Genomic DNA, 12,987 nt, shown 5'->3' on the forward strand with positions numbered 1-12,987 from the left:
TCCTTTTACTTGGCGCGCGAGCGATAGACGATGTCGAGCCAGACGGCGATGACGAGCACGACGCCGACGACGACGTTCTGGATCGGCGTATCGACATTGGCGAGCCCCATGCCCGATTGCAGCGACTGCATGACGAGGGCGCCGAGCATGGCGCCGGCGATGGTACCGCTGCCGCCGGCAAGCGACGTGCCGCCGATGACGGCTGCGGCGATGGTGAAGAGTTCGTAGGTCGTCCCTTGCGAATTGGCGGCGGCATTCAGACGGGCGGTGGAGATAGCCGCGGCGACCGCCGCAAGCAAGCCCATCAGCGCGAAGATGCGCACCGTTACCCAGCGCGTCTTGATGCCGGCGAGTTCCGCTGCTTCCGGGTTGCCGCCGATCGCGAAGACGTAGCGGCCGAAGCGCAGGCGGGTGGCGATGAAGGTCATGATGATACCGATGCCGACGGCGATCAGCACGGGCACGGCGATGCCGTAGGGGATATCGAGCCCCGTTTCCGGCCAGGGGATGTTATGCTCGGTCGCGTATTTCTTCGCGATGCCGGTTGGCCAGTAATAGATGTTGAAGACGTAGATCGTGACGAGGACGAGAGCGGAGCCGAGGATGGCGAGGAAATATTCCGCCCAGAGCGGCCGGCGCGGGAAGTTGAAGCGCTTGCGCTGATGGCGCCCGCCGATAATGCCGAGAACGATGAACACGCAGGCGAGTACGCCAAGGATCCAGCTCCATGTCGCACCGATCGAACCTTCGGCGCCGCCGCCCATGATGCGGAAGGTGGCGTCGAGCGGGGCAACCGTCTGGCCGCTGGTGACGTACCAGGCAAGGCCGCGCCAGGCGAGAAGGCCGCCAAGGGTGACGATGAAGGAGGGGACATTTAGAAAAGCGATGATGACGCCTTGGAAGGTGCCGAGCAGCGTACCGATGACGAGGCCGCAGATCAGCGTGATGACCCAGGTCCAGGAACTGTCGAAGCCGAGATAGGCGGGCAGGTATTTTGCCTGGATGACGCCCATGATCATGGCGATGAAGCCGAGCATGGAACCGACGGAAAGGTCGATATTGCGGGTGACGATGACCAGCACCATGCCCGTCGCCAGCACGGCGATCTCGCAGGTCTGAACGGAAAGGTTCCAGAGGTTTCTGGGGGTCAGGAAAAGGCCGCCGGTATAGACGTCGAAGCCGATCCAGATGATCAGCAGTGCGCCGATCATGCCGAGCAGGCGGGTATCGATTTCCGTTGCACGCAGGAAGCGCGTGATGGCGCCTTCTTCCGCCTTGCGCGGACCGCTCGATGTTGTGGAATGTGTCATGTCGGCCATCGCTTTGCCGTTCTCCCACTTGTTGGGCGCAGGCCCGCGAATGCTCTTTCTTGATCGCTGGGCAGTATCCGCGCTGGTCACAATAGACGTCATCGCTCGCCCATCCGGTTGTCCCGGGTCCACGACCGCCATCCGGCAGGCCGATCGGATATGCGATGACGCAACACATGCGGGAGGCCTTCATTCCCATTCTGGGTTTGGTTGCGGGCCTCTTATCCGCATTCGACGCCGCAATGGAGAGCCCCTTGCGGCGTCGGCATTATCTTCGGGTCAGCTCGTCAAGCCGGGTGCTTATTTGCAGGCAGCGACGCTGCCGGCCTTCACGCCCTGGCAGGCTTCAGCCTTGGAGATCCAGCCTGCGTCGATGACGACGTTCAGGTTGTCCTTGGTGATCGGGATCGGGGTCAGGAAGACCGACTTCATGGCGACGTGCTTCGGGCCGCCGTTGAAGGTCTGAACGCCTTCGATCTGGTCCTGGGTCTTGCCGCCGGCGAGAGCGAGGGCGATTTCAGCGGCGCGCTTGCCGAGTTCGCGCGAGTCCTTCCAGACCGAAACGGTCTGCGTGCCGAGCGCGATGCGGTTCAGAGCGGCCTTGTCGGCGTCCTGGCCGGAAACCGGAACGGAACCTGCGAGGCCCTGGGCGTCGAGAGCGGCAACGGCGCCGCCGGCGGTGCCGTCGTTGGAGGCGACGACCGCGTCAACCTTGTTGTTGTTGGCGGTCAGGAACTGCTCCATGTTGCGCTGCGCGTTCTGCGGCAGCCAGCCGTCCGTGTAGGCTTCACCGACATTCTTGATCTTGCCGGCGTCGATGGCGGACTTCAGCACTTCGATCTGACCGGAGAACAGGAAGTCGGCGTTCGGGTCGGACGACGAACCCTTGATGAAGACGTAGTTGCCTTCCGGCTTTGCCTTCAGGACTTCGCGAGCCTGCATGCGGCCCACTTCCTTGTTGTCGAAGGTGATGTAGAAGGCTGCCGGATTTTCGATCAGACGGTCATAGCCAACAACCGGAATGCCTTCGTCGGCGGCCTTTTCAACGGCCGGGCCGATGGCATCGGAATCCTGAGCGAGAATGATGAGGGCATTAGCACCCTGCGAAATCAGCGACTCGACATCGGTCAGCTGCTTGGAAGCGGACGACTGGGCGTCGGCGGAAATGTACTTGGCGCCGGCGGCTGCCAGAGCCTTCTTGATGGCTGCTTCATCGGTCTTCCAACGCTCTTCCTGGAAATTCGACCAGGAAACGCCGACGACGAGATCCTTGGCGAAGGCGGCCGTCTGCATGGTCAAAACGATGGCCGCGCCCGCAGCCAGCTTGATGAAAGCTTTCATGTGATCCTCCCGAGTGAATGCGACCGCACGTATCCTGAACTCCCGTCGGCCGCGGCGAAAATGCTGACAAGAAAAGCTTTGGACTTTTTTCTCGACAGTCGAGAAATTTAGTGTCAGAGATTTTTTCAGCTGTCAACACCCGCGCCGCCAGGTTTCATCGGTCGTCCGAAAAAGCTATCAGGGGCTGCGGAGGAGGAGGGTTGAATGAGCAGGGAGTTTGCCGATGCTGGCCAAATCGAGCACCGAATTGGTCCGTCAAAAGAACAGCGCCTTGGTCTTGTCGGCGCTGCGCCGGCACGGCCCGCTCGCCCATACCGAGCTCTCTGATTTCACCAGGCTCTCTTCTGCGACCGTATCGGTCATCACGGCCGATCTCGAGCGGGCGCAGATCATTGAAAAGGCCGAGCAGCAGGCGGCCAGCGGCCGCGGGCGTCCGCGCGTTTTGTTTTCGCAGCGGCGTGACTGCGGCTATCTGATCGTCGTCGTCATTTCATCGGATGCCGTGCAATATTCGCTCGTCGATTATACCGGTCGACTGATCGACCGCTTTACCGAGGACAGGCAGCAGAACGCTACGGGTGTCGAGCGCTTCGTGGCCGGATTGCGTGATGCCCTGAACCGGATTGTCACCCGCTCGCAATTGCCGCGCGACAAGGTGCTGATGATCTCGATCAGCAGCAAGGGGCTTGTCGATACTTCGGCGCCGGTGCTGCGCTGGTCGCCGATCTTCGGGCGCGAGGAAATCGATTTCGCCGCCGTGCTTCGCGACGAATGGTCGGCGCAAATCATTCTCGGCAACGAAACCCTGCTTGTGGCTGCGGCCCTTGGGCGGCAGGAGGAAATCAGCACGCGCGGCGATTTCCGCTCGCTGGCGGCGCTATCGCTTGGCCATAGTATCGGGCTCGGCATCGTGCGCCGGGAACATGAAGGCGACCATCATATATCGGCGCCGAATTTCGGGCATATGATGCATGTGCCGGGCGGCGCTCTTTGCCGCTGTGGCGCGCGTGGATGCATCGAGGCCTATGCCGGTTTCTACGCCATGCTGCGGACGGCCTTCGACGTGCCGCTCGACACGATCCCGGCGAAGTTCGTGCCGATCGCCGAACTCGACAAGATCGCCGCGAGCGCGCGTCACGGCGGGCGCCGCAATGTGCTAGCCTTTCGCCAGGCCGGCCTGGCGCTCGGCAACGGCCTTTCGCGCGTCCTGAGCCTGCACGAGCGGATGCCGATTGTCATCACCGGGCCTGGTGTACGCTACTATGATTTGCTGATCGAGGGCATAACCGAGGGCTTGGCGGAATCGCACGTCGTGCGCATGGAGGGCATGCCGGAGCTGCGTGTTATCGCCGACGAGCCGACGCTCGTCTTCGAAGGGCATCTGAACCGCGCATTTTCGATCATCGACAATGATATCGTGAAGAGGGGAGCCTCGGTCGTCGAGCTGCGCGATCAGGCGGGTTGAGAGGTGAGGGCGGCGCAAGGCTTGGCAATGCGCTTGGCCGCAGGGTCGTCATCCCGATCAATCTGTCAGGCCCAAAGGCTGTTCATCTTCGCGGACCTGAAGAATACGGTCGATCAGCCCCCATTCCAGAGCCTCTTCCGCTGTCATGAAGTGGTCGCGGTCCATGGCGCGTTCGAATTCTTCGTAGGAGCGGCCGCAATGTTCGGCGTAAAGCCGCGTCATGCGATGCTTCGTTCGCCTCATTTCTTCCGCGTGGATAAAGATGTCCGATGCCTGTCCCTGGAAACCGCCCAATGGCTGGTGAATATGGATGCTGGCATTTGGAAGCGCGAAGCGCTCACCCGGCTGGCCCGACATCAAGAGGAAGGAGCCCATCGAACGAGCGGTTCCCATGCATAGCGTATGCACCGGCGCGCGGATGTAACGCATGGTGTCGTACATTGCCAGACCGCTGGTCACGACACCGCCGGGCGAATTGATATAGAGATGGATCGGTCTCTTGGGATTTTCGGCCTCGAGAAACAGCAGTTGCGCGCAGACGAGGGCCGAGACATCGTCGTTTACCTCACCATTCAGGAAGATAATTCTCTCGCGCAGCAGGCGGGAATAGATGTCGAAAGACCGCTCCCCTCTGCTGGACTGCTCGACGACCATAGGAACGAGTTGCATCGCTTCGCGCATCGGCGAACTCCAATGTTATTGAAATTGTTGATCTATTCAGAACGTCAGGCGGCGCGCATGACGGTCAGGCTGTTATTGTTTGCCGCAGCCTTTTCAGTCTCACGAAGCCGAACGTCATCGAGCTCGTGGATGATCCGCAGGCAGGTGCCGCCGTTTGCGTTCGAAGATATCTTGAAAGTCACGATGCTTTCGAGGAAGGGCGGTGTGTCGTCCCGCAGCCTATAGCTGACTTCTTTGCCCGGCGTGACTGATATCGACTCGGGACTGGCCAAGGCCTCCTGCGGCAGCCAGTTTTGGCGAAGCTCAGGGGTGCTGATTGCACGCCAGACTTTTTGCGGCGGTTCGCTGAGCTGGTATTCCAGCGCGATGCCGTTCTTTCGCTCAGGGATCTTGAGATTGTTCATTGATCCATATCCTTCAGCAACAGCTTGAGAGCTTCGATGCGGGTGGGCCAGTATGCGCGGTATTTCGCCAGCCACTGGGCGATGAGGGCAAGTCCCTCCGGATCGACCTCGTAATTCACGAAACGCCCCTGTCGTTCTTCCCTGACCAGCCCGGCACTCCGCAGAACCGCTAAGTGCTGCGACATCGCCGGCTGGCTGATGTCGATACCTTCGCGCAGAGTGCTGGCATTCATGCCGCCCGTCGCCAGCTTTTCGAAGATGGCGCGGCGGGTCGGATCGGCCAAAGCCCGGAATATCTCATTCTCTATCATGCCAACAGATAAGCATAGGCTTATGTGATTCGCAAGAGATTTCCATCGAAGCCTCTCGGGAGCTCCAGATCGCGCCAAAGAAAAAGTCCGCCGCGAATGGAGATCGCGGCGGACTTTTGGGAGGATCACATTCCTTGAGGAATGGAGGCGGCTTAGTCGATCTTTACCAGGCGGCCTTCCTTGACGGACTGCAGTGCGGCATCCGCCAGCTTCAGTGCGGCAAGGCCATCGGCGCCCGATGGTGTGATGGCCGCGCCCTTTTCGACAGCGGCGATGAAGCTCGCGATCTCGTTGGCATAGGCTTCGGTGTAGCGTGTCATGAAGAAATCATGCAGCGGCGGGCGGGTGTAGCCATCGCCGTTGGCGACTTCGATGGAGAAGGGGCGCTGGTTTTCAGCGGAAACCAAGCCCTTCGAGCCATGGATCTCGATCCGCTGGTCGTAGCCGTAGGTGGCCCGGCGCGAGTTGGAGATAACAGCCTGCTTGCCCGACGCCGTCTGAAGAATGACGGAAACGCTGTCGTAATCGCCGGCTTCGCCGATTGCCTTGTCAACCAGAACGGCGGCAGTTGCAGTGACGGCGACCGGCTCTTCGCCGAGCAGGAAGCGGGCCATGTCGAAATCGTGGATGGTCATGTCGCGGAAAATGCCGCCGGAGCGCTTGATATAATCGACAGGCGGGGCGCCCGGATCGCGCGAGGTGATCGTCACCATCTCCACGGTGCCGATGCGGCCTTCGTCGATCGCCTTCTTCACGGCCATGAAATGCGGGTCGAAGCGGCGGTTGAAGCCGACCATCAGCTTGCCCTTGGTTTCCTCGACAACCTTGATGCAAGCCTTGACGCGTGCGACGTCGAGATCGATCGGCTTTTCGCAGAAGACGGCCTTGCCGGCACGTGAAAAGCGCTCGATCAGGTCGGCGTGGGTATCGGTCGGCGTGCAGATGACGACGGCATCGATATCCTTGGCGGCCTCGATCGCTTCGATAGTGCGGACTTCGCAGCCATAGGCGGCGGATATGGCTTCCGCAGCCGCGGGAAACGCATCCGCAACGGCGACGAGCTTGGCGTTGGCATCGCCGCTGACGGCCTTCGCATGCACTTTGCCAATGCGTCCTGCACCGAGCAGACCAAATCTGACAGTCATTTCTACCTCCCTGAATTCGGAATAAATGGACCGAATATAAATCTCTATGGAATTTTCATTCCATTTTCCGATGGCGGCGTCAAGCCGCTTGAACTTCACAATTCTCAAAATCACCGTTCGATGCCGGCTTAGCCGAAATCCGCTCAAGGAGTCTTATTTTATCCGGACGGCTTCACAATTTTCCCGATGATGCGCTAAAGACATGTCTTCTTGAATAGGCAAAAGAGACCCATGCAACTGATCGATCCCAGCCATCCGCTCTACAAGCCGCTTTGGGTGCGCATCCTCATCGTGGCCGTCTGCTTTGGCTGGGCAGCCGTCGAAACGCTCGGCTCGCAGCCGTTTTGGGCGATGCTGTCGGGTGCGCTCGGCGCCTATTCGGCCTGGATGTTGCTTCTGAATTTCAAACCACAACCACCCGAAGCGACCAGTGCTGCGCCCACGCAAGACGAGCCCGCCGAGGATGACGAACCGGCAGACGACAAGAAATAATCACCGCCTGAGGCGGCGTATGGCTTCGTCGATCAGCTGATTGGCGAGTGTCATGCGGGTCGTCGCCTGTTCGCGGAAGAGGGTGGCGACGCTGTCTGGATGATTGGCCTTGGCGAAGTTACGGCGCTTTTCCTGCAGAGTTTCGCGTGTGAGGTCGGAGGTGATTGCGAGTTCGGCTGCAACCTCTTCCCGTGACGTTCGGCTGAGATGCTCGGGCATGACCGGCGGCTCCGGTTCTTGCGGCGCGGGTTCGGGCTTTGGTTCCAATTCAGGCAGGATGACGGGATCGCCAAGATTGTCGCGATAGGCTTCATCGGGCCGTTGCGCCCCGGGGGTCTCGCCGCCCAGAACCGTTGCTGCAAAGCTGACGTTCAGGCCGCGGACGCGATGCGCGGCCTCTTCCTTTTCTGAGCCGTCCTCTTCGCTATCGAGACGGTCGAGCACGGATTGAAACAATGATTGCTTGAACAGCATGTGTGATCTCCACGCCAAGCTTCATAGGAGTGGAAGTTGGCGCGGAGCTTATGGCTTGCACTTATGTCAGCGAGAGATGCCGGCTCTCTTCCAGGATCATGTCATGCAGCAGACGTGCGCTCGGTGGCATGGCGCGTTCGCGCGCGGTGATAAGGCTATAGGGCCTGACGTCGATATCGAAATCGATCGGCAGGATAGAGGATTCGCCGGCCTGAGATGTCTGCCCGCAGATGAATTGCGCCATGTCGAGCGCGATCGGCGCAATCGCATCCGTCTTGCAGACGACCGCAAGCGTCAGAAGCAGAGACGAAGTGTTGACGACGTTTTCCGGCAAGGGCACGCCTGCGGCAAGGAAGATGTCCTCCACCTTGCGGCGAAGCAACGTGCCCGGAGGCTGGAATACCCAATCGTAACCGGCCAGATCATGCAGGCCGGCAACGCCCTTCTCAAGCAGCGGATGCCCATTGCGGACCACCAGGCAGGCTTTCTCGACGCCGATCTCATGGGCGGTGAACAGACGCGGATCGAGATCATCCGGGATGCGGCTGATAATGAAGTCGTGGCGGGCGGCGAGCAGCTCGCGCGCGAGCACATTACTGTTCTCGACCTCGATATTGATCTCTATGCCAGGATAGGTGCGTGTCACGCGCTGGATCGCCGGGACGACAAGGCTGATCGCCGGCGCGGTCACAGCCCCCAGAAAGACCGAGCCGCCCTTGCCGGTCCGTAAGGCACCAAGCTCCCGGCCTGCCTCGCGCAGCTCCAGCAGGATCTTGCGCGCCCGCTTGGCGAGAGCGAGGCCGAAAGGGGTCAACACGACGCCTCTGGCGACACGCTCGTAAAGCGGGCTTTTGACAATCGACTCCATTTCTGAGAGCATGCGTGAAGCTGCAGGTTGTGACATATTCATGGACTCAGCGGCCGCAGAAATTTGCCCGTGATCCTCGATCGTGACGATCATGCGCAGGTGATTGAGCTTCAAACCGGCTTTCAACAACGCATCGTCGCGAAAATTGTCGGAATGAATCTCAATGCCATCGCTCACATAATCGTTATATATTTTCTCCATAACGGCCAATTTTCCCCTTCATCGGCAAAAAAGTACTATTTTTTAACATTATACCAAACTTGGTATATGTTTAGCCAGTTATTCTATTTGACAGTTATACGAAATCGTACGAGTTTGCCGATTGTGCGCTGGGTACAGCTCATAAACCGTGAGAGCGTGGAGGAGACCTACTTCGTTTCTCACAATTAGAAGTAAATCATTCCTTCTACGGAACCTGCCGCAGTTTCGGGCGGGCATTTTTTGTCCGCCGCATTTATCAACAAGGGAGAGAGTAATGAAATCCATTATCTCATTGATGGCCGGCGCTGCGTTCGGCGTCGCTACGCTGGTGGTACCTGCCTTCGCGGCGGACAAGGGCACGGTAGGCATCGCCATGCCGACCAAGGCTTCGGCTCGCTGGATCGATGACGGCAACAACATCGTCAAGCAGCTCCAGGCTGCCGGTTACGGCACCGACCTGCAGTATGGCGACGACGACATTCCGAACCAGCTCTCGCAGATCGAGAACATGGTCACCAAGGGCGACAAGGTCCTCGTCATCGCTTCGATCGACGGCACCACGCTGTCCGACGTTCTGCAGAAGGCTCACGATGCCGGCATCAAGGTCATCGCCTATGACCGTCTGATCCGCAACAGCCCGAATGTCGACTATTATGCGACCTTCGACAACTTCAAGGTCGGCGTCCTGCAGGCAAACTCGATCGTCGACGCTCTCGGCCTCAAGGATGGCAAGGGTCCGTTCAACATCGAGCTGTTCGGCGGTTCTCCGGACGACAACAACGCCTTCTTCTTCTATGACGGCGCTATGTCGGTCCTGAAGCCGTACATCGACAGCGGCAAGCTGGTCGTAAAGTCCGGCCAGATGGGTATGGACAAGGTCGGTACGCTGCGTTGGGACCCGGCAACGGCCCAGGCCCGTATGGACAACCTGCTGTCGGCTTACTACACCGACGCTCATGTCGATGCCGTCCTGTCTCCGTATGACGGTCTCTCGATCGGTATCCTCTCCGCGCTCAAGGGCGTCGGCTACGGTTCCGGCGGCGTGAAGCTGCCGATCGTTACCGGTCAGGACTCCGAAATCCCGTCGGTCAAGTCGATCATTGCCGGCGAACAGCATTCGACGATCTTCAAGGATACCCGTGACCTTGCCAAGGTTACCGTCAACATGGTCAACGCCCTGATGGAAGGCAAGACGCCTGAAGTCAACGACACCAAGACCTACGACAATGGTGTCAAGGTTGTTCCGTCCTACCTGCTGACCCCGGTCGCAGTCGACAAGACCAACTACGAGAAGGTCCTCGTTGAGGGCGGCTACTACAAGGCTGACCAGCTGAAGTAATTTTTCAATAGACCGGTCAGGGCTCGCTGAAAGGCGGGCCCTGGCTTTCATATTTAAGACGATCGCGCGGTCTGCTATGTTCAGTCGCGGCGTTGGATTTGGACAATGGACAATACCATTCTCGAAATGCGGAACATCACCAAGTCGTTCCCCGGTGTGAACGCCTTGGAAAATGTCAATCTGAAAGTCCGTCAGGGCGAGATCCATGCCTTAGTTGGCGAAAACGGAGCCGGCAAATCCACCCTGATGAAGGTGCTTTCAGGCGTTTATCCGGCCGGCACCTATGAAGGCGACATCTACTACGATGGCGGGGTCCGCCAATTCAAGACGATCAGGGATTCCGAAGACATCGGCATCATCATCATCCATCAGGAGCTGGCGCTCGTTCCGCTTCTGTCGATCGCCGAGAACATTTTCCTGGGCAATGAGGTCGTCGCCAATGGCATGATCAATTGGCAGGAGACTTTCAGCCGGACCAAACAGCTTCTTTCCAAAGTGGGCCTCAAGGAATCTCCGAACACGCTCGTGACCGACATCGGCGTCGGCAAGCAGCAGCTCGTCGAGATCGCCAAGGCCCTGTCGAAGAGCGTCAAGCTGCTCATTCTCGACGAGCCGACGGCATCGCTGAACGAAAACGATTCCGATGCGCTCCTCAATCTCCTCATGGAGTTCCGCAAGCAAGGCATCACCTCGATCATCATCACGCACAAGCTCAACGAAGTGCGCAAGGTGGCCGACCAGATCACTGTGTTGCGCGACGGCATGACGGTGAAGGCGCTGGACTGTCACGAAGAAGAGATCAGCGAAGACATCATCATTCGCAACATGGTGGGGCGCGAGCTTGCCGACCGCTATCCGCCGCGTTCGGTGCCGATCGGCGAAACGATCTTCGAAGTGAAGAACTGGAATGCCTTCCACCAGCAGCATCGCGATCGCCAGGTTCTGCACAATATCAACATCAATGTGCGCAAGGGCGAAGTGGTCGGCATTGCCGGCCTGATGGGCGCGGGCCGTACCGAATTCGCCATGAGCGTCTTCGGCAAGTCCTATGGCCACAAGATCAGCGGCGAAGTCTTCCTGGACGGCAAGCTGGTCGACACCAGCACGGTGCGCAAGGCGATCGATGCCGGTCTTGCCTATGTGACCGAAGACCGCAAGCAGCTCGGCCTGGTTCTGACCAACAGCATCCTGCACAACACGACGCTTGCCAATCTGCTTGGCGTTTCCAAGGCGACCGTCATTGACGACGTGCGCGAGCTGCAGGTGGCGACGAACTATCGCTCCAAGCTGCGTATCCGTTCGGCCGGCGTCTTCCAGGAAGCGGGCAACCTCTCCGGCGGCAACCAGCAGAAAGTGGTGCTGTCGAAATGGCTGTTCTCGGACCCGGACGTCCTGATCCTCGATGAGCCCACACGCGGCATCGACGTCGGCGCCAAATACGAAATCTATTCCATCATCAACCAGCTTGCCGCCGACGGAAAGGGTGTTCTGATGATTTCATCGGAAATGCCCGAGCTTCTCGGTACCTGCGACCGCATCTACGTCATGAACGAGGGTCGAATTGTTGCCGAACTGCCGAAGGCAGAGGCAAGCCAGGAGAGTATCATGCGCGCTATTATGCGCTCAGGGGAGAAGCATCAATGAGTTCGGCCAACCCAGCCACGGAAAGCAGCCACGTCGTTTCAATCGGCGACCATATCCGCAACAACATCCGCGAATACGGCATGTTGATCGCGCTCGTCGTCATCATGCTGCTGTTTCAGTACTTGACGAACGGCGTTCTCTTCAGGCCGCAGAACCTGACCAACATCGTCCTGCAGAATTCGTTCATCGTCATCATGGCGCTCGGCATGCTGTTGGTTATCGTGGCCGGCCATATCGACCTTTCGGTCGGTTCCGTCGTCGGCTTCGTCGGGGCGGTTGCGGGCGTTCTGGTCGTGCAGATGCATATGAATCTTGCGCTCGCGACGGTCATTTGTCTGCTGATGGGGGCTGCGGTCGGCGCCTGGCATGGGTATTTCATTGCCTACCACCGCATTCCATCATTCATCGTGACGCTGTCAGGCATGCTGGTTTTCCGTGGCCTGACCTACACGATCATCAACACAACCGGTAACGGCAGCAGCATCGGTCCGTTCCCGCCGGCATTCCAGATCGTTGCGACGGGCTTCATTCCGGATTTCGCCGATATGGGCGGTATCCACTCGACATCGATCTTACTGACCGTCGCCATCCCGATCGTCATGTTCCTGCTGTCATGGCGGCGCCGTACCGTTAACGAGAAGCACGGTATCGATGTCGAGCCGTTCAGCTTCTTCCTTGCCCAGAATCTGGTGGTTGCCGCTGCGACCATCTTCATCGGCTATCAGATCTCTTCCTACAGAGGCTTGCCGAACGTTCTGGTTCTCATGCTGCTTTTGATCGCGCTCTACAGCTTCGCAACACAGCGCACGACGATCGGCCGCCGCATCTATGCCATGGGCGGCAATGAAAAGGCGACGAAGCTCTCGGGTATCGATACCCGCCGCCTGACCTTCTACACCTTCATCAACATGGGCATCCTGGCGAGCATCGCCGGCATCATCATCGCGACACGTCTGAATTCGGCAACCGCAAAGGGCGGTGACGGTCTCGAGCTTGACGTCATCGCGGCCTGCTTCATCGGCGGCGCTTCGGCCTCCGGCGGCGTCGGCAAGGTAACGGGTGCGGTCATCGGTGCCTTGATCATGGGTGTCTTGAACCAGGGCATGTCGATCCTCGGCTACCAGACGGACTCGCAGAAGATGATCAAGGGTGCGGTCCTGCTCGCTGCCGTGTTCATCGACGTCTACAACAAGAACAAGGGTTGATCGTTTAGCGATCAACCCAGCTTTTAAAACCAAATCCATGACAGAGTCCGGCTCTCGCTGAGAGCCGGAACGGTAGAACGCATCCGATCTCTGTCTGTTAGGAAAGG

Annotated in this window: 13 protein-coding genes; 5 read left to right on the forward strand and 8 right to left on the reverse strand. The window is 59.0% G+C overall.

Annotated elements, in window-relative coordinates:
- Positions 1 to 5 precede the first annotated feature (5 nt).
- Together FBZ99_RS07565 and xylF are read right to left on the reverse strand one after the other, a co-directional pair.
- The gene (locus FBZ99_RS07565) at positions 6 to 1,319 is read right to left on the reverse strand and encodes a sugar ABC transporter permease (protein WP_145632249.1); all 1,314 of its coding nucleotides are present in this window, start codon (positions 1,317 to 1,319) and stop codon (positions 6 to 8) included.
- A 291-nt stretch (positions 1,320 to 1,610) separates the two neighbouring features.
- Entirely contained in the window at positions 1,611 to 2,651 is a 1,041-nt protein-coding gene (gene xylF, locus FBZ99_RS07570; protein WP_113332140.1) for a D-xylose ABC transporter substrate-binding protein, read from the reverse strand.
- Positions 2,652 to 2,874: 223 nt separating this feature from the next.
- On the opposite strand from xylF, the gene FBZ99_RS07575 reads away from it, so the two are divergent.
- Positions 2,875 to 4,116, forward strand: coding sequence for an ROK family transcriptional regulator (locus FBZ99_RS07575; protein ID WP_113332141.1), 1,242 nt, complete (start codon positions 2,875 to 2,877; stop codon positions 4,114 to 4,116).
- A gap of 57 nt (positions 4,117 to 4,173) precedes the next feature.
- Here the strand turns inward: FBZ99_RS07575 and FBZ99_RS07580 are convergent, their stop codons facing one another.
- The 4 genes from FBZ99_RS07580 to iolG form a co-directional block, all read right to left on the reverse strand.
- The gene (locus tag FBZ99_RS07580) at positions 4,174 to 4,797 is read right to left on the reverse strand and encodes an ATP-dependent Clp protease proteolytic subunit (RefSeq protein ID WP_145632252.1); all 624 of its coding nucleotides are present in this window, start codon (positions 4,795 to 4,797) and stop codon (positions 4,174 to 4,176) included.
- Positions 4,798 to 4,841: 44 nt separating this feature from the next.
- A complete protein-coding gene (locus FBZ99_RS07585) occupies positions 4,842 to 5,201 on the reverse strand; it encodes an SRPBCC family protein (RefSeq protein ID WP_113351776.1) in 360 nt (119 codons plus the stop codon).
- The gene (locus FBZ99_RS07590; RefSeq protein WP_145632258.1) at positions 5,198 to 5,512 is read right to left on the reverse strand and encodes an ArsR/SmtB family transcription factor; all 315 of its coding nucleotides are present in this window, start codon (positions 5,510 to 5,512) and stop codon (positions 5,198 to 5,200) included. The genes FBZ99_RS07585 and FBZ99_RS07590 overlap by 4 nt, the downstream gene beginning before the upstream one ends.
- A 152-nt stretch (positions 5,513 to 5,664) precedes the next feature.
- Complete coding sequence (gene iolG, locus FBZ99_RS07595) at positions 5,665 to 6,657, reverse strand: inositol 2-dehydrogenase (protein ID WP_113389302.1); 993 nt, start codon at positions 6,655 to 6,657, stop codon at positions 5,665 to 5,667.
- A 231-nt stretch (positions 6,658 to 6,888) separates the two neighbouring features.
- Between iolG and FBZ99_RS07600 the strand changes: the two genes are divergently transcribed.
- Positions 6,889 to 7,149 (forward strand): hypothetical protein, encoded by a 261-nt coding sequence (locus FBZ99_RS07600; RefSeq protein ID WP_113332145.1) that lies wholly within the window; start codon positions 6,889 to 6,891, stop codon positions 7,147 to 7,149.
- On the opposite strand, the gene FBZ99_RS07605 is transcribed toward FBZ99_RS07600, so the two are convergent.
- Together FBZ99_RS07605 and FBZ99_RS07610 are read right to left on the reverse strand one after the other, a co-directional pair.
- Positions 7,150 to 7,623 (reverse strand): hypothetical protein, encoded by a 474-nt coding sequence (locus FBZ99_RS07605; protein WP_113351777.1) that lies wholly within the window; start codon positions 7,621 to 7,623, stop codon positions 7,150 to 7,152.
- 61 nt (positions 7,624 to 7,684) lie between these two features.
- Positions 7,685 to 8,692: a LysR family transcriptional regulator gene (locus FBZ99_RS07610; protein ID WP_113332147.1), complete on the reverse strand. Its 1,008-nt coding sequence runs from the start codon at positions 8,690 to 8,692 to the stop codon at positions 7,685 to 7,687.
- 274 nt (positions 8,693 to 8,966) lie between these two features.
- Here FBZ99_RS07610 and chvE point away from each other — a divergent pair, with 274 nt between their 5' ends.
- The 3 genes from chvE to mmsB all read left to right on the forward strand — a co-directional run bounded on the left by chvE (position 8,967) and on the right by mmsB (position 12,880).
- Entirely contained in the window at positions 8,967 to 10,031 is a 1,065-nt protein-coding gene (chvE, locus tag FBZ99_RS07615; protein ID WP_069612777.1) for a multiple monosaccharide ABC transporter substrate-binding protein, read from the forward strand.
- Positions 10,032 to 10,136: 105 nt separating this feature from the next.
- Positions 10,137 to 11,675: a multiple monosaccharide ABC transporter ATP-binding protein gene (gene mmsA, locus FBZ99_RS07620; RefSeq protein ID WP_113332148.1), complete on the forward strand. Its 1,539-nt coding sequence runs from the start codon at positions 10,137 to 10,139 to the stop codon at positions 11,673 to 11,675.
- On the forward strand, positions 11,672 to 12,880 hold the full coding sequence (gene mmsB / locus FBZ99_RS07625; protein ID WP_113332149.1) for a multiple monosaccharide ABC transporter permease: 1,209 nt from the start codon (positions 11,672 to 11,674) through the stop codon (positions 12,878 to 12,880). Before mmsA ends, mmsB begins: the two co-directional genes overlap by 4 nt.
- Positions 12,881 to 12,987 lie beyond the last annotated feature (107 nt).

The organism is Rhizobium sp. ERR 1071, assembly GCF_007828675.1.
GTDB classification, from domain to species: Bacteria; Pseudomonadota; Alphaproteobacteria; order Rhizobiales; family Rhizobiaceae; genus Rhizobium; species Rhizobium dioscoreae.